This window comes from Acetobacterium sp. KB-1, from assembly GCF_003260995.1.
Classification (GTDB): Bacteria; Bacillota; Clostridia; order Eubacteriales; family Eubacteriaceae; genus Acetobacterium; species Acetobacterium carbinolicum.
Genome location: NZ_CP030040.1, coordinates 1,092,780 through 1,109,417 on the forward strand (window position 1 = coordinate 1,092,780; position 16,638 = coordinate 1,109,417).

Genomic DNA, 16,638 nt, shown 5'->3' on the forward strand with positions numbered 1-16,638 from the left:
ATTATCGATTCAGCCCTCTATTCGCAAAATTTCAGACCTGTGCCTCTCGTTTTCCGACAGCAACAGCAAGTCCGATCAGCATGATCAGGACTGCTCCCGCCACAGCCGCTTCTGATGTGCTAGTGTCTACCCCAGTTTTGGGATTGGCTGAACTGGCATGCTGTTTTTTGAATGTTTGCGCCGAAAGCGGTTCCAGATACAAACAGGTCGCATCACGGTCGACATCCCCATAAATCGGACTGATATCAATGCTGCCTTCGGCCACAAGAGCCTTAGCGACGGCTCCCGATGTGCATAAATCAAGAATGCCATTGTTAATAATAATTTTATTATAGGAGAATAAAGCGCCGGCATCGCCATGATCAGCAATCGATTCGACGACCGTATAGCCGCCGTTGAATACCAGTTCATCATAAGCTCCGATACCGCGGCTGTAACTGGTTGGACTATCGGTAAAAACATCAATATTTCCGCTATTGACAATTAGATCGCCAAAAGCAAACAAACCAAAAGCACCGGCATAATCACTATTATAAGCGGTCACAGCAATGTTTCCCCCGTTGATGGTGAGATTTCCCGGTGTGATATCCTCAGCATTATTACCTGCCAAAATTCCAACGGCGGAGCTGGAACTTTCATATCCAACGGCTGCAATATCATAGGTTCCGCTGTCAATCACCAGGTTTCCAACAACATTGATTCCACCACCCATTAAATCAGGGGTCGCCTGTCCCTTCGCAATCAGCGTACCTGTCCCGCTAGCATTCATATCAGCTTCCGCTTTGACGGCAAAACCATTATCGGTTGTAATAACATTGGTACCAAGTAGGACGAGTTTAAAAGGAACTGCTGTCGATTCGACATCCAGCTTTTCTCCTACAAAATTATTTAATGTCAGTTCGTTGGCAGCTGTATCATATGAATAATCGGATCCGCTATTGGTGGCCAGGACATCAATGATCACGCCATTCTGGGTTAAGCACAAATATGTGGCCGCCTGGGTTTCTATCTTTTCTGGTTCAAGGTTTGCTATTACCGGTTGCTCTGAAACGACCTCGACTTCCATACTATTGTCGGCAGGAGCTGTTGCGACCGCTGGCCGCGGGGCAATTTCGGTACTGCCTGCTGTTTCTTCTGTTACTACAGTCTCTGTATCGACTGCTTCAGTTGTTACTAAAACCAGACCTAATTCGTTGGTTGGTTCTTTTTCACTTACCGCTTCTCCAGCGGCAAAAGCTGAGACCGGAATTAGCATTGACAACATCGCCGCAACCATCAGCAGGGATAAAAACTTTGATATTCGCTTCATTTTCTTCTCCATTTCAAACCGTATTTTGATGAATTGTTGAGATTGGCAGCTATTCTTTAAAATCTTTAGTATCGTACCATTCTGTTTTTACTCGTTTACATCATCGCATATGATTAAGATACCACAATCACAGAAAAATGTCGATGGATTGTTCGATATTTCTTGCATGGCAACTGTCCAGTTATCAGAACAAATGCAAAAAACCGCCCACTGGCGGTTTTTTGTTAATATGAACGCGTTTTATTTATCACATTTCATTTATTTAGTACGGCTTTTTAAATTGCTTAATCAGATTTTTTCGATTCTAATTCGAATCAGATATCCAGGGCTGCGTGGTAACCCTGATAAATGGCAGTCGTAATGGTGGATGCTTTAACACAATCCCCAATTTCGATAACATATGGGGCACAATCTACCAAAGTTTCGGCAATATTGCGACGCGGCTTTTGTCCCAGAGCACAGATGGCTGTCGTTCCTGGAACCAGTACTTCCTTGCCATTGGCATCTTCACAGACAACCCCCTGATCGGTAACCTGCAATCCTTTTAATTCAGTATGGACGGTAATACCACATTTTGCGATTTCATTCATCATCAGCGGACGATGGCGCAAATTTGCGTCTGGTGCCAATTCCGTTCTCATTTCGATGAGGTTAACGGTCTTCCCTTCCCGGGCAAAATGGATGGCTGCTTCACAACCGGCCAAACCGCCACCTAATACAACCACGGTATCCCCGACCTGATCTTTTTTCTTGTAGTAGTCATTGACGACAATCACATTGTCGCCGTCCAGACCGGGAATTGCTGGAACGATCGGTTCCGAGCCGACTGCTACAATCAGGGCATCAACGTTTTCCTGATCGACATATTCTTTTGTTACCGGTGTGTTTAAGCGAATCTCTACACCGGCATCTCTGGCCAATTTTTCCAGAGTAACACCCAGCTCGTACATTTCATATTTAAATGGTATTGCCTGTTCACCTTTTAAGATTCCACCTAAGGTATCGCCTTTTTCACAAAGAATAACCTGGTGCCCCCGTTTGGCCGCCGTTAACGCCGCTTCCAGTCCGGCTGGTCCGCCGCCTGCTACCAATACTTTTACCGGGTTGGCAGTGGGAATAATTTCAGTTCCATCCATTTCCCGGCCAATTAAAGGATTAACGGTACAGCGCCGCGTGGATGTGACTGCCCGTTCGGCCATGCAGGTAAAGCAGCGCAGACATTTAACAATATCGGCATCCTGATTGCTCATAACTTTTCGCGGCAGGAAGGGGTCCGCCAACAGTGCCCGAGCCATTTCGACAATATCAGCTTGCCCGGAAGCAATAATCTCTTCCATCATCGCAGGATCATTCAGTCCGCCAAGGGTAGCCACCGGAACTGAAACATGTTTTTTAATTTCTGCAGCTAAATAGACATTTCGGCCATGAGGTTCAAACATCGATGGATGCGTTAAACCAAATCCACTTTGGTAAGTACCGGCAGTAATATGGAGTAGATCGACCTTGGATTCAACCAGTTTGGCGATTTCAACACCCTCTTCAAGGGTATAGCCACCTTCAAAAAATTCAGAGCCACTCATTCGAAACTCAATCGGGAAACCTGATCCCACAGCTTCACGAACACTGTCCAGAACTTCCAGGGCCAGACGCGCCCGGTTTTCTAGCGGACCGCCATATTTGTCGGTTCGGTGGTTAAAAAAGGGTGAAAGAAACTGGTTCAGTAGCCAGCCGTGACCGCCATGAACCATGATCATTTCAAATCCTGCCCGTTTTGCCAATCCAGCCACCCGCCCATAAGCGGCGACAATATCATCAATGAGTTCCTGGGTCAGTTCTTTAACCGGTCTTCCATCAGGACGGGTTCCGGCGCTGGGTCCCCACTGAGCCATGCCACCTTTTTTATCTTTGTCGGTTAGATAGGTGCCGGCATATTGTCCGGAATGAGAGAGTTCAACACTGGGAATGGCGCCATGACGACGGATTGCATCGGCTGTATAGGTAAAGCTCGACAGTGAATCAACCGTTTGCAGATCAAGGTGATACATATGGGAGCCTTCTGTTTCAGGATGAACTACACATTCACTAACAGTGACAGAGGCGGCACCACCTTTGGCTCTGAGTTCATAAAAAGCTTTCGATTTAGGACCGATGGTACAATCGGCTGTAATGTCGGTGCCTCCCATGGGTGCACCAAACATTCTGTTTCTGAAGGTTACATTACCAATTTTAATCGGTTTACATAAATTTGGGTATTTTCGTTGCATCGTCAATTCTCCTTTAGAATTTTGATTGGTTCCGTCAATATTAAGCGGTCGATTTGATAAAATCTTAACATGATCTTTTAGTGATGTCAATAAAATCATGTAAATATTTACATGTTTAAACATGCAACATTTTGCAGAATAACAACGTTTTATCCTTGACGTTTATTTAAAAGATGGTTATCATTAAAAAAAACATGAAAAGAGGGACCTTATGATCTCAGAAAAATTGCTTGAAGAAATCAGGAAGCTCTGTAAAGATCTAGATAGTTTGACCCAGGAGAACTTTGATAAGGGCATAAAAATTTTCGCAGCTAATAAGTCCAAAGCTCATACTAGCCAAGTGGTTGATGTCATCAGTAAGAAAGAATATGAACGGCTTTCAAAAAATCCTGAATATACCGAGGCCGCCGAGCTTATCACCAACACCCTTACCCTGCTGGAAGAACTGGATAATTTGGAATGGGTTTATAATGACCTGATTCGAAAACTTTATCATTGTAGACCTGACCAACCACAAACAACCGATGACGATACCGTTTTTAACCTTGAACCACCATTTTCCCGTTCGAAATTCTTAAATTAAAACAGCAATATACTTGGATCGTTACCAGTAAAGCTCCAATCCGACCCCCACCTCACCCACAGGAATATGTGAGTGAATGGCTGCTTTGACGGCAAAGGTGGTGCAGTGGCAGGGATAGATCTGTTCGATTTGATGGTTTTTAAAATAATCGATGGTCTGTACTACCCGGTCATTGACCTCAAATAGATGGAATCCGCCGATAACTCCACGAACTCGTTGGTCTCCGGTGACGGCTTTGGCGTATTCTATAATATTACAGATACCGCTGTGAGAGCATCCAGTGATAATGAAAATTCCCGCTTCGCCCTGATAGACCAGAGCGGAATCATCCAGCAGATAATCATCGGTCAGTTCATCACCTACTTGCTGTTTTCCAATCGGTTCTGCTTTCTCAAAATCGATCACCCGAGGAATTTCACCCAGAAAGGTGATGTTCTCGGTAACCTTTACCGGAGTCCGAGTGAGTTTCAGCTGGCAACTTTCTGCCAGTTCTGTTCGGGTAAATGGGATTGATATTTTCAGACCGTTATACTCTTTATAATTCAGGGCATCAGGATGAGCGATAATATGAAATGGTTGCTTTCTCTTGATATCCAATAGGCTTTTTAAGCCTCGAGTATGGTCATCGTGGCCGTGAGAAAGTACAAGGGTATTAATCTTATTCAAATCAATATTCATGGCTGTGGCATTTTTAATGAACAGATCCGAGTAGCCCACGTCAAAAAGAAAGGCTTCTTCCCCGTCCTCAATATAATAGCACACCCCGGGCTCACCCCAGTAATATTCGTCGATAATGGTGTTGTTATCAACAATGACTTTTAGCCGCATTCTAGCCTCCATTTGTTATGATTTAAAAAACCTTGGTCGTCCATTGGGAGCAATCCCAGACTTCATTAACAAAGCTTTCGTAGAATTCCGGTTCATGGCAGACCATCAGAATGCCGCCATTATAGGCTTCTAACGCCCGCTTCAGTTCAGCTTTGGCATCGGCATCGAGATGATTAGTGGGCTCATCCAGAACCAGAATGTTGGTTTCCCGATTGATCAGTTTGCATAGTCGGACCTTGGCCTGTTCGCCACCGCTTAAAACCTTGACCATACTTTCAATATGTTTACGCGTTAAACCGCATTGAGCCAGGGCTGAACGGACCTCATTCTGATTCAGAGACGGAAACTCGTTCCATACCTCGTCAATACAACTGGTTCGGATATCCTGATCCATTTCCTGTTCATAATAACCGACTTGCAGTTTTTCCCCTTGTAATACGGTGCCGGTGATCGGTGGAATCAATCCTAACAGGCTTTTTAACAGGGTTGTTTTTCCAATACCATTCGTACCTTTTAAAACGATTTTCTTTTTCCGTTCCATGACTAAATTTAGTGGTTTGGACAGGGGTTCATCATAACCGATGATCAGATCTTCAGTTTCAAAAACCCGGCGCCCAGTGGTACCGGCTTCCTTAAAATTAAACCGCGGTTTGGGCTTTTCGGATGCCAGCTCAATGATGTCCATTTTATCCAGTTTTTTTTGTCGGGACATAGCCATATTCCGGGTAGCTACCCGGGCCTTGTTTCGGGCCACAAAGTCTTTAAGATCGGCAATTTCATTTTGTTGTTTAGTATAAGCAGCCTGTTCCTGAGCCTTCTTTGCTTCTAACACTTCCTGGAACTTAGCATAATCCCCTACATAACGAGTCAGTTTTTGGTTATCCATATGATAAATAAGATTAATCACGGAATTGACAAAGGGCAGATCATGGGAAATCAGAATAAAGGCATTTTCATAGTCATTGAGATAGCGCTTTAACCACTCAATATGCTGCTCATCGAGATAGTTAGTGGGCTCATCCAACAGTAGGATGTCCGGTTTTTCCAGCAGCAGTTTTCCCAACAACACCTTGGTACGCTGGCCGCCGCTGAGTTCGGTGATGTCCTTATCCATACCAATGTCGTTGAGACCCAGGGCATTGCCTACTTCTTCGACCTTTGAATCCACCAGATAAAAGTCATGAAACTCCAGCAATTCCTGAAGGTCACCCACTTCTTCTAAACTCTTTTCCACTTCTTCCGGACTGTCCTCACCCATTTTTTCATAAAGATAACCAATCCGGCTCTCAATATCCAGTAGAAAATCAAAGGCTGAGGTCAGCACGTCCCGGACGGTCATTCCCGATTGCAAAACCGCATGCTGATCCAGATAACCGATCCGCACATTTTTGGCCCATTCCACCTTGCCCTCATCTGGCATCAGCCTGTCGGTAACGATATTCATAAAGGTAGACTTACCTTCTCCGTTTGGTCCAATTAAACCGATATGCTCTCCCTTTAATAACCGAAACGATACCTGATTAAAAATCGCCCGATCACCAAAACCGTGAGAAAGATTCTCGACATTTAAAATACTCATTTATTCTCCATTTCTTATTTTTTCAATTAAAAACACTTCCAGATTTGTGGTGCAGATCAGGAAGTGTTTTATTTATCCTACGATTCTTGCATTATAGTATACCCCATATGCCCGATGATTATACCAGACTGCCTGGTCAGTTTCACAGCTTCATATTAAACCATTTATTTTTTATTCGTCCGCTTTTTGACCCTTTGATTATTACTCTTTGGTCTTCTTTTTCGTTTGCTTGTAGCTATATTAAAGTAGAGAATTGCCTGCATCAAGGTTACCAACCCCATAATTATTTTCTCAAACCAGGTGGCCCCCAACAGATTTCCCAGGGTATTTAAACAGGCAAACATAAAGGATAACCAAAGATAAACTTTCGAAAACAGGTTAAACTCTTTATCGTCAATGGCACCTGCTGCCACAGCAATCAGGGGGATGCCGAAACACACCACAATCACACCCGTGATCGAAGATTCATAAATAAGAACGACAATTAACACCAATGCAAAAAAGAGCCAGCCTTTATAGAAGTTTCTATAGTCTTTTACTCGGATCAGCCCGGATGCCGCGGCAATTACCGGGATCCCATAGATCAACATAATTATGCTGGTGGAGGCTGCTTGAACGGCCGCATCATAACTTTCCAGTAGTCCACCACTGATGAATTCATAGGGAAGAATTTTTAGTATCACCAACAGAAAGACAAACATTGTGAAAATGTTCAAGGCAATAATTCCCTTGCCGGCCGTTTTTCTGTTTATTCTCATGATTCCTCCCTTGAAGACGTATTGTGTGACAATGACTAAAAATATTCCGGAATCCGATCAATCGAAACCCTGATCAGTTTATCCCAACACATCTCCCCGCACCTGACCATACATGGGCTTTGCACTTTTTTCTGAAGTTCTTGTGGAAGTAATCGAAATCCCAGTCGACGATAAAAATCCGGATCAATATCTGAGTAAAGAAAAATAAATGCGTCCTCATCTTTTTCGATCTTAGAAATACGATTTTCTAAAAGAATGGTCGCGTAGCCTTTGCCAGTGTGGGGTTTTGGTGTGAGAACCGAACCAATACCGTAAACCTTTTTCCCCATAATCGGTTCTAATTTCAACACAATCAATGAGCTGACGAGCTGCCCGTCTTGATCGATGACAAAACGTGTTCCAAAGGCATCTTCTTTTGAATTATCCTTGATGTACTCTTCCAGAGTTCTGCTTTTATGCCAGACTTGATACGCCTTGCGAAATAGAAATTCCCGTTCCTGTTTTGTTGCTTCTCTAATTATCATCCTTCGGGAACTGGCACTGTCCCCAATCGCTGCACCCAGCATAATCACCCTCCCCAAACTGTCAAAATTAACCTTAATCATGGTTTTAACGTTATTTATATTATACCATAAATCCATCGTTATTCAAAAAACATCGTACAAACCAACCAAAGCCAATGTCACTTTGACTATTTTCATAGTTACATATAATAAAATGAATATGGCAGATAATCATTAATTCTGAGTCGTTAGTTAATGTTTCGCATTGTTTGGTGCTGGTGCTTTCACAACAATTAGTTCTAATGTTTCGGTGTGCATATTCTTGACATTCATTTTGGTTTGAAGTGGTATTTTTAATAGCGTTCCTGCTTCGTATTCATGAACCTCCTGATCGTCAAGTCCAATTGAGAGTGTTCCTCTGACCACAGTCATGTAGACGTTGGAATTGGAAAAATGCTCAGGAAGTCCTTCCTCTTTATTAAATACCATATGCAGATAATGAACGTTCTCATCAAATATTACTTTCTCCACCGCCTTATCATTACCTCTCGACAGTTTAAAAATTTGTTCCACCATTTTATTGTCCTCCTTTTTTCTATCATACAATTAGGGAATCCCAAAACATCTCTTTTTTTACAGTATTTTGCAAGCGCCTATGTTATAGGATATACCCATCTAATCACCAACTATTGATTAACGCTTTTATTTTTGCCTTTCATTATACATTTTTAATTATTTTCTCTAGAATATTCACAAATCGCGTATTGCTGATGGGATGATGACTAATGAGTTTCCCGTCAAAAATAATGCCAAATGTTCCAAAGGGGCAGGGCGAATTTTGTGCCGTCGCCGCATCAGAAAGATTAATTAACTGTGCCTCTAAATGGAATCGATCCTTGGCTGTTGCCATTATCTCGTTAACATTTTTCTCTGTGTAGGGGCATTGTGGTGAACGTAAAATTGTTAAGCCTGATCCGAATTTTTTCAGATTTTCCTGCATAGCTTCCTTGAATTTCGGATCATTTGTTTTAACATCGAACTTTTTGACCATTAAATGAAAATCTGGTTTTACTTGATCCACAACTTCAAATCCCATTTTTGAGAAAATCGCATCATTTGCCATGAATGAACCTTTTCGAGTCACCACCGCCACACCTTTTTTTTCAGTTTTTTTCGCATCCTCGAGACAGGCCTGAATCAACGCTGTCCCATAACCTTTCCCTTTATATTGTTTTTTCAGCCCAACATAAAGACAGTGAATAAACAAATACCCATCTGCTTCAACGGGTCGATGGGCATAACTTCCGGGAATGTACTCAATCATCCCCTGGTAGCCCCCTTCATCACTCAGCACCGCCTTGATTCTCAGACCTTTCGAATAATAATCGGTAAACCACTGAATTTTATTTCGTAGCTCCACATGTTTCTTGATATCTTTATAACCGCATACTCCATAGTCCGCAATATTATCGGGAGTCAAGTCTATTATTTCAAACGCACTCATCCTAGCCTTAATCCTTTCTATTTTTAATTCATGAGATTTCTTTCCCAATCAGACATAATCGAGCGTATTAAACTTTGAGAATAGATTCACCGTCTAATTGACAGATCATCAGATATTCCTGATCTAGTTCATCAATCACAAAAAAGCCAACCGCCTGATACATACTCAGAGCATAATTGTCTTTCTGCACGGCTAACGACACCTGTCGGTAGCCCTTTATTGTCAAGTGTTGCAGCATTTGTTTCATGAGTGCGGTGCCGATGCCACTATTACGGTATTCCGGATACAGTGAGATCGCAAATTCCGGTGTTTCGTCATCCACATTTCCAAATCCCCGAACCGCTCCAGCTATGATGCGGGTCCACACGGCACCAACAATTTTATTATCACACTCGGCAACCAGGCAATAGTCATCCGTTCCGCCGAAGTTTTCGATGTAAACCTGCAGTTCCGGCTGCTTGATCACATCCCTTGGCAGTCGGTTTTGCTCGTCTGGCTGAAAAATGGCCTCATATAAAAAATCAGCAAGCAATGGTATCTCTGAAGGTTTAATTTCCCGAATAGTATAGTCTTTCATGTTATCCTTTCCGATGTTTGGAAAGGATTGACCGCATTAATCGCTGTCAATCGATCCCATCCACCGTTTTAATTCGAAATAAACATTTGGGTCCAGTAATGACTGTATCCAGAACCTGATTGGGCATAACCTACTCCTAGCTTGTTAAATCCCGGATTTAAAATATTCGCTCGATGGCCCTCTGAATTCATCCAGCCATTCATAACCGCTTCCGGACTGGAATAACCGGCGGCAATATTTTCACCAGCGCCCTGGTAATTAATCCCTAGTTCTGTCAGGACGGTAAAGCAGCTGCTTTGATTTGGTCGAGTGTGTGAGAATAACTGGATAATTTCTTCTGCCCTGATTTGCGCTGCCCGTGTTAAAGTGGCCTCACTGCTTACCAGGCCAAGATTTCTGGAAGCCCGTTCCTGATTGACCAGAGCGATCACCTGAGCTTCAAAAGAAGGCGTGGTTGCCTCGATAAATGGCGTATCCGTCTTTCCCGGAGCAGCGGTTCCCTTGGGCTGAACAACAATATAAATCCCTTCAAGGCGATAAGAATAACCCTGGGAACCTGCACTTTCACCATTTTTTGCCCAATCCAGCCAGCCATAGTTTTGGACATGAACCTGATAGTAAACGTCAAACTGCTCGGCATCCGCCCCGGTGAGTTTGATCTGGATCCCTTCCAGACGAAGGCTTTGGCCGGAGGTTCCGCTCATTCCCCCGTTACTTTTCCAGCCTCTGGCGGTATCGGCCTCCCAGCCGATATTCTGAATATGGGTTTGATAGGTAATCCCCAAATCGGTTACGGGGGAATCAAGTTTGATTTCAATCCCCTCCAGGCGCAGACTTAAACCAGAGGTTCCACTCATCTTGCCATTTGACACAAAATCCTGCCAGCCTACATTTTGAACATGGGTGCGATAACTGACATTTGGGGTGCTGGCGGCCAATATATTATTAGGCATAATCCCGATGCTAAGTACGAATGCAAATAAAAAATAGAAACACCATTTTGCAACTTGCTTCATCTTACTTTTCGGATGATCTAATCAAACGGTCATCCATCTCCTTTTTTATGTTATCTGTATTAATACCGATTATCGCATTAAATAATTAATCCTGAGTCGCAATGAACTTATACTTCTGATTTTATTAATAGCCGTTTTGATCTTTTATCCCATTTTAAAAAATGAGATTACCCTGTCTGCCATTTGCCGATGGCCCGCCGGGCTCTGATGAATCCCATCCAGATACAGATCCTTGTCGGTCCAGTCGATGGCAGCTCTGAAATCCAGAGCTTTGATCCGGGATAATGCCGGATCATCTCTTAACCACTGGCAGTAAGCCTCGATCATCCCCGCCGATTTTTTAAAATCGACTACCACCCCCCCTTCTTTAAAGGTCACCAGCAGATGAATCGGTGGCGGGATGGCAACAAAGACCTGAAGACCATTAGCGCTGGACTGATCAACCATGGTGATCATATTTTGGGCGGCACACTCCCAACTGTGATTAAAAAAGATATCGTTATAGCCACCCATCAGGATCACCCCATCAGGTTTTGCATTAAAGACCTGTTTCTGGATTCGGTTTCGCATCCCGTCAGTGGTATCCCCGCTAACCCCGCGATTGATCATCCGGATTCCGGTTTTTTCTTCTGCAATTACATGCCATTTTTCTTCCCGGGACACCTGATAACCAAAGGTCAGACTGTCCCCTAAACATATTATTTTCACGATTTTTCTCCTTATAAACTGGCCTTATCTTAAGCTTTCAGCGGTTATTATTTAACCATGTCTATGATAGCATAAACGGTCTGACAATAACAGAGACCACCTTGTAAAAGGTGGTCTCTGTTTGATTAAAATTAGATTATCTTTATAAAAGACGGCTAGCCCTTTCTAATCTTAAACTGATCAATCATCTGTTTTAATAGAACCGACTGGCCAGAAAGCTCTTCACTGGCGGCGGCACTTTGTTCGGCAGTGGCCGAATTCTGCTGGACCACCTGGGCGACCTGTTCAACCCCCATATTGATCTGGGCGATGCCGGTGGCCTGTTCATTGGAAGCACCGGCAATATTGCCAATTAAACTGGTAACCTTGCCAATTCCCGAAACAATTTCATCAAGAGCGCCAGCAGTATCGTCAGCTATTTTTGTCCCTTCCTGAACAGTGTTGATCGAACCTTCAATCAAAATCGCGGTTTCTTTGGCAGCTTCGGCGCTTCTGGCCGCTAAGGTTCGAACTTCTTCGGCAACTACCGCAAAACCCTTGCCATGCTGTCCAGCCCGGGCAGCTTCGACCGCAGCATTGAGCGCCAGGATATTAGTCTGGAAAGCAATGTCATCAATAACCTTGATAATTTTGGAAATGTCCTCGGATGATTTATTGATTTCCACCATCGATTGCTGCATTTCGGTCATCTGGCGATTCCCTTTTTCTGCATTGCCCATCACATCAGTAGCCAGTTCTCTGGCTTTGTTGGCATCAACAGCATTATTTTTGGTCTGATCAGCAATTTCAGTAATGGCAGCGGTCAGTTCCTGAATTGAGCTGGCCTGTTCGGTCGAACCCTGAGCCAATCCCTGGCTGCTGTCTGACACCTGATTGGCGCCGACATTCACCTGCTCAGCGGCGATATTGATATCACCCATAACTTCATTGAGCGAATGAATAATCACATTCAGGGCGTTGGAAATGGTCACAAAATCGCCACTGAAAGCTTGAGCATTTTCAATATCCAGATTCCCCTGGGATAATTGTTCGATTTTTTCAGTAATTTCCCCGACGACGCCATCCAACAGTGTGGCAGTGGAATTGACGCTCTGTTTGAGTAAATCCACATCCCCCCGATACTCACCATTAATCCGTACCTGAAGATTACCATTAGAGATGGCGGCCATGACTTCCATCACTTCGCCCAGTGGTTTGTTCAGTTCTTCCAGAATGGCATTCATGCCGCCGACCACTTGCCGCCATGCTCCCTGGAAGTTACTGGCATCGGCTCTGATTTGGAGATTTCCATCTATGACGGCATTGGTAATCATGGTGGCATCATCAATCAAGGTGCCAATTGATTCTTTGACCAGCATCAGGCTGTTATTGATTTCATTAAACTGAGCGCTGACTTCTGAGGTATAGGCATCCGCGGCATTGCAATTTAAGTCAAAGTCCAGATTTCCTTCTGCCAGGCGCATCAGGTTTTCACCCAGACGAGCTACTTCTGCTTTGGTATAGTCACTGACCCGAATCATCGGTGTTAAATCGGTAACTACTTCAATGAATCCAACGTTTTCCCCATTTCTGTTTTTGAGGTAAGCGGTCGCCTGTTTGTTGCTGCGGCCAACCCAGTCAAAGTAGCTTTCCGACACGCCCTGATCCACTAGTTGCCTGATTCCACAGCTCTGTGTTTGACAAATGCTGGTTCTGGAATTATGGCAGTCCATTCCACAGGCAGAAACGCGATCCTTAATTACGCCGTTTTCAATCATCAGATCTTCAAACGCACGGTTCATAAAGGTCCATTTCATATCATTGTCGGTAACATGAACCGGAAATGGAATCCCGTCGATGATGGCTTCATACCAGAACATCTTGTCAACCACAGTATCGAGGGTTTGATTGACACCGGAAATAACTTGGGCATACTCACCAGAGTGTCTGTCCAATGCTGCTCGTCTGGTGAAATCGCCACGAATGGCAGCGTCCGAAAGCATAATGGTGTCTGAGACAAGGTTACCAATTGACTCTTTAATTAAAACCATACTGTTGCCCAAAACATCCTCTGACGATTTAGGCTGAATGTCGATGGACAAATCACCTTTGGCAAAAGATTGAGCGGCTTCAGCCTGTTCCCTGATGTTTTCGGCCATATTCACAAAGGATCGTGTCAGATCACCAATTTCATCTTCTCTAACATCCTGCGCCATCGACTGATCGATGTCCACATCTCCCAATGCCAGACGATCAGCCGCTTTGGCCAGTCGGGTTATGGGTCGGACGAAGTTACCGGTGGAAATTACAAGAATTCCCACAATGATAATGAGTCCCAGTCCAAAAATAAGTAACATCATGGTGAGAATTCCGGCAAAAGTACTGTTGAATTCGGTTGTTGGCAATCCTGTGGCCAGTACCCACCCGGTATCGCCAATTTCAGCAACATACCCCCTGCTTTCGGTACCTCCAGTTGAATAGGAGATTGGTCCAGCAACTTTGTCCATCAGTGCGGTAATAATATTCTCTGACATATCCGTATCGCTGAGTAGACCGTTATTATAATCTGGATTAGGATGATCAAAAACCATGCCACTATCGGTAGAAACCACAAAGAACCCGGAGTCACCAATTTTATTCTCAGCAACAATCTCCTTAATCCGATCGATAGAGACATCCACACAGGTGGCCCCCACCAACTCTTGGGTTCCCGGTTTAAACACCGGAGCAACGACGCTGACGATAATTTTCTGGGTAGTAATATCCACATAAGGCTCCGAAATAAAAGCCTTCTTTTTTGCTACCAGTTCCATAAACCAGGGCCGGACATTAATGTCATAGGATGGGTCCGAAACCACTCCATCTGATTGGGTAAACTGACTGGAGTCCACATCAGCAATCCAGGTTACCTGAATGTTCTCCGGGTCGGTCGCAGCCACATTATCTAAATGTTGCTTGATCTCCGGAAAGTTAGCTGTCGATGTAATGCCGACCCCTGGTGTCACCTGATTAAACAGACTCTGAATTTCCGGGTTTGTCGCCAATTGACTGGCATCCTCCAGATATTTTGTAAAGTATGTCTCAATTTGATTTGAAACCGATTCAGACTGGGCTGATAATTCGTTGACTTTAATCTCTGCAATGGCCTGATCCACAACATACAGCACAATTCCGGCGACAATTGCAAAAATAATTGCCACCGGTAGCCCGATGCTTAACAACATTCGGACAAGTAAACCTCTCTTATTATTCATTCTCATTCACTTATGATATCCCTCGATATCATTTCTACCTTTCTTTAAGATGTGTTTTTTTACCTACTTATAACTATTGTAGGTATCCTAGCATAAATTGATCGACTCGTTTTCATTGTGAGACAATTTTTACTTTTATTTAACAATTATGCTATTTACTTATTTCTTAGAAAGCAGAACAAAAAAAGAGCGCAAAAAAAACCATCACTCGCGGCTTCTTTGCACTCATCTCATGTCTTGAATTGATATTTATTTATATCTTATAACAGATCAAATAAAAAGGCAACTGACTTTTATCAGACTTGTTCATGAAAGCGATTTCTATTTATTTTAGTCATGATTAATTTTTATAACTCTGTTTATTAAATGTGATCATTCTTTTTCAAGACCATCACCTTACTGTAATCACAATGAATTGTTTGAGTTATTTCAAAACCAAACCGAAAAAAATACCGATGCATTTCGCACTTTAGAAAATCCTCAAAGCCGATCGGTTCCGTTTTTTTAATGAGATAAAACGGGATTTTTTTTAGCAAACTGGCAGGTTCTTCCCACTCCACAACAATCACTTTTCCGGCTGTTTTTAACACTCTTCGAGCTTCCAAAAGCAGTTGCTCTGCCAGATCAGGACTTGACTCATGCAAAACCAGAGAGATCAGTACCACATCAAATTTCTCGCCTGGAAACTACATCTTTGTCGCATCCATATGAATCAGCTTGACATTGGGTATCGCCTCTTTCTCCACTTTAGCTGCTGCTTTTTGTAACATTGCATCCGAAATATCAATCCCGATCACTTTGGCATTGCTTCTTGTCCCGGCAATGGCAATCGCATTGGTCCCTGTTCCGGTACACATATCCAAAACCGTTAATAGTTCATCCCCCAATAACGAAATAACGGCATTCCGAGGGCTTGAGACGGCCTTTCTAAAGTAGGTTCGGTCCAATACATCATAAATCTTTGCACTATTTTGATAGCTTTCATCCGTTCCCATTTTTTCTCACTTTCACTCATAAATCAATATTCTTATGATAGGATTTCCCGGAATCCAATTTTTCCGATTTTTCTTTACCTAAATTCTTCTCTGGTAATGGAATAAGCCTTAACATCGCGGATTTCACCCGTGTATATCTTTTCTGCCTGGCGGATTGTTCCTTCATAAAGAAAACCGCATTTCTCAATAACACGCTGGGATCCCAGGTTAAACGGGTAGTGTACTGCCGAGATCAGATCAAGACCCAGAGTGTCAAAACCGTATGTCAGCACCGCTTTAGCCGCTTCTGTCATAATGCCTTGCCCCCAATAATCTTCGCTCAGTGCATAGCCAAGCATCCGTGCCTGATCGTTTTGGCGATGGGGATCTTCAATCAACCCGATTGAACCGATAATCCTTTTATTATATTCAATCCCCCAGATATTTTCCTGACCAACAAAGATTGTCTCCATGATCACTTCTGTTTCTTCAATGGTTTCGTGGGGTTTCCAGCCGGCCCGCGGACCGACATTTTTATTTTTGGAATAATCAAAAACGTCATTGGTGTCATCCAGGGTCAGGGGTCTTAACACCAGGTTTTTCGTAATAATGTTCTTCATTTTTTTCCTCTCTTTTTAAAAATTGATCTGCTTTTCGAAAAGTGTGTGATCCGCAGAAATTCCATGTCCATTTCGCTGCCTTTCTTATTCTATCTTAAGAACACTCGGCCCGCAATTATAATCGTTAAAAAAGCTAACATCCGAGGTGTATTTCTCGGATGTCAGCTTTTTAGATTATAACC

The 16,638-nt window shown here is 43.3% G+C and carries 14 protein-coding genes and 1 pseudogene; 1 reads left to right on the top strand and 14 read right to left on the bottom strand.

The features are described from left to right. Positions 1 to 31: 31 nt before the first annotated feature. Both DOZ58_RS05055 and DOZ58_RS05060 read right to left on the bottom strand, forming a co-directional pair. On the bottom strand, positions 32 to 1,309 hold the full coding sequence (locus tag DOZ58_RS05055) for an LPXTG cell wall anchor domain-containing protein (RefSeq protein WP_162624429.1): 1,278 nt from the start codon (positions 1,307 to 1,309) through the stop codon (positions 32 to 34). A 314-nt stretch (positions 1,310 to 1,623) separates the two neighbouring features. Further along, a complete protein-coding gene (locus DOZ58_RS05060) occupies positions 1,624 to 3,573 on the bottom strand; it encodes an FAD-dependent oxidoreductase (RefSeq protein WP_111889682.1) in 1,950 nt (649 codons plus the stop codon). Positions 3,574 to 3,784: 211 nt separating this feature from the next. On the opposite strand from DOZ58_RS05060, the gene DOZ58_RS05065 reads away from it, so the two are divergent. Then, positions 3,785 to 4,156, top strand: coding sequence for a hypothetical protein (locus tag DOZ58_RS05065; RefSeq protein ID WP_111887319.1), 372 nt, complete (start codon positions 3,785 to 3,787; stop codon positions 4,154 to 4,156). A gap of 21 nt (positions 4,157 to 4,177) precedes the next feature. Here the strand turns inward: DOZ58_RS05065 and DOZ58_RS05070 are convergent, their stop codons facing one another. From DOZ58_RS05070 to DOZ58_RS05130, 12 genes and pseudogenes are all read right to left on the bottom strand, one after another. Then, positions 4,178 to 4,984, bottom strand: a complete 807-nt coding sequence (locus DOZ58_RS05070; RefSeq protein WP_111887320.1) for an MBL fold metallo-hydrolase — start codon at positions 4,982 to 4,984, stop codon at positions 4,178 to 4,180. Between the two features lie 22 nt (positions 4,985 to 5,006). Beyond that, complete coding sequence (locus DOZ58_RS05075; protein ID WP_111887321.1) at positions 5,007 to 6,563, bottom strand: ABC-F family ATP-binding cassette domain-containing protein; 1,557 nt, start codon at positions 6,561 to 6,563, stop codon at positions 5,007 to 5,009. 164 nt (positions 6,564 to 6,727) lie between these two features. Continuing rightward, complete coding sequence (locus DOZ58_RS05080) at positions 6,728 to 7,321, bottom strand: hypothetical protein (protein WP_111887322.1); 594 nt, start codon at positions 7,319 to 7,321, stop codon at positions 6,728 to 6,730. Between the two features lie 35 nt (positions 7,322 to 7,356). Beyond that, positions 7,357 to 7,887 carry a GNAT family N-acetyltransferase gene (locus tag DOZ58_RS05085; protein ID WP_242988609.1) on the bottom strand — a complete coding sequence of 177 codons (531 nt, stop codon included), beginning with the start codon at positions 7,885 to 7,887 and terminating at the stop codon, positions 7,357 to 7,359. A gap of 189 nt (positions 7,888 to 8,076) precedes the next feature. After that, entirely contained in the window at positions 8,077 to 8,400 is a 324-nt protein-coding gene (locus DOZ58_RS05090) for a cupin domain-containing protein (RefSeq protein ID WP_111887323.1), read from the bottom strand. 142 nt (positions 8,401 to 8,542) lie between these two features. Next, positions 8,543 to 9,328, bottom strand: a complete 786-nt coding sequence (locus tag DOZ58_RS05095) for a GNAT family N-acetyltransferase (protein WP_111887324.1) — start codon at positions 9,326 to 9,328, stop codon at positions 8,543 to 8,545. Positions 9,329 to 9,395: 67 nt separating this feature from the next. Beyond that, a complete protein-coding gene (locus DOZ58_RS05100; RefSeq protein ID WP_111887325.1) occupies positions 9,396 to 9,905 on the bottom strand; it encodes a GNAT family N-acetyltransferase in 510 nt (169 codons plus the stop codon). A 68-nt stretch (positions 9,906 to 9,973) separates the two neighbouring features. Further along, positions 9,974 to 10,921, bottom strand: coding sequence for a CAP domain-containing protein (locus DOZ58_RS05105; protein WP_111887326.1), 948 nt, complete (start codon positions 10,919 to 10,921; stop codon positions 9,974 to 9,976). 144 nt (positions 10,922 to 11,065) lie between these two features. Next, a complete protein-coding gene (locus DOZ58_RS05110; RefSeq protein ID WP_162624430.1) occupies positions 11,066 to 11,629 on the bottom strand; it encodes a GDSL-type esterase/lipase family protein in 564 nt (187 codons plus the stop codon). 155 nt (positions 11,630 to 11,784) lie between these two features. Then, on the bottom strand, positions 11,785 to 14,862 hold the full coding sequence (locus DOZ58_RS05115) for a methyl-accepting chemotaxis protein (protein WP_162624431.1): 3,078 nt from the start codon (positions 14,860 to 14,862) through the stop codon (positions 11,785 to 11,787). Positions 14,863 to 15,224: 362 nt separating this feature from the next. Beyond that, positions 15,225 to 15,857: pseudogene (locus tag DOZ58_RS18865) on the bottom strand (class I SAM-dependent methyltransferase). Between the two features lie 74 nt (positions 15,858 to 15,931). Further along, entirely contained in the window at positions 15,932 to 16,456 is a 525-nt protein-coding gene (locus tag DOZ58_RS05130; protein WP_111887331.1) for a GNAT family N-acetyltransferase, read from the bottom strand. Positions 16,457 to 16,638: the final 182 nt, after the last annotated feature.

Coding starts and splice junctions, on each gene's coding strand:
- DOZ58_RS05085 (WP_242988609.1), bottom strand. CDS start 7,887: ATGCTGGGTGCAGCGATTGGGGACAGTGCCAGTTCCCGAAGGATGATA.
- DOZ58_RS05080 (WP_111887322.1), bottom strand. CDS start 7,321: ATGAGAATAAACAGAAAAACGGCCGGCAAGGGAATTATTGCCTTGAAC.
- DOZ58_RS05130 (WP_111887331.1), bottom strand. CDS start 16,456: ATGAAGAACATTATTACGAAAAACCTGGTGTTAAGACCCCTGACCCTG.
- DOZ58_RS05075 (WP_111887321.1), bottom strand. CDS start 6,563: ATGAGTATTTTAAATGTCGAGAATCTTTCTCACGGTTTTGGTGATCGG.
- DOZ58_RS05090 (WP_111887323.1), bottom strand. CDS start 8,400: ATGGTGGAACAAATTTTTAAACTGTCGAGAGGTAATGATAAGGCGGTG.
- DOZ58_RS05070 (WP_111887320.1), bottom strand. CDS start 4,984: ATGCGGCTAAAAGTCATTGTTGATAACAACACCATTATCGACGAATAT.
- DOZ58_RS05060 (WP_111889682.1), bottom strand. CDS start 3,573: ATGCAACGAAAATACCCAAATTTATGTAAACCGATTAAAATTGGTAAT.
- DOZ58_RS05100 (WP_111887325.1), bottom strand. CDS start 9,905: ATGAAAGACTATACTATTCGGGAAATTAAACCTTCAGAGATACCATTG.
- DOZ58_RS05095 (WP_111887324.1), bottom strand. CDS start 9,328: ATGAGTGCGTTTGAAATAATAGACTTGACTCCCGATAATATTGCGGAC.
- DOZ58_RS05055 (WP_162624429.1), bottom strand. CDS start 1,309: ATGAAGCGAATATCAAAGTTTTTATCCCTGCTGATGGTTGCGGCGATG.
- DOZ58_RS05115 (WP_162624431.1), bottom strand. CDS start 14,862: ATGAATAATAAGAGAGGTTTACTTGTCCGAATGTTGTTAAGCATCGGG.
- DOZ58_RS05065 (WP_111887319.1), top strand. CDS start 3,785: ATGATCTCAGAAAAATTGCTTGAAGAAATCAGGAAGCTCTGTAAAGAT.
- DOZ58_RS05105 (WP_111887326.1), bottom strand. CDS start 10,921: ATGAAGCAAGTTGCAAAATGGTGTTTCTATTTTTTATTTGCATTCGTA.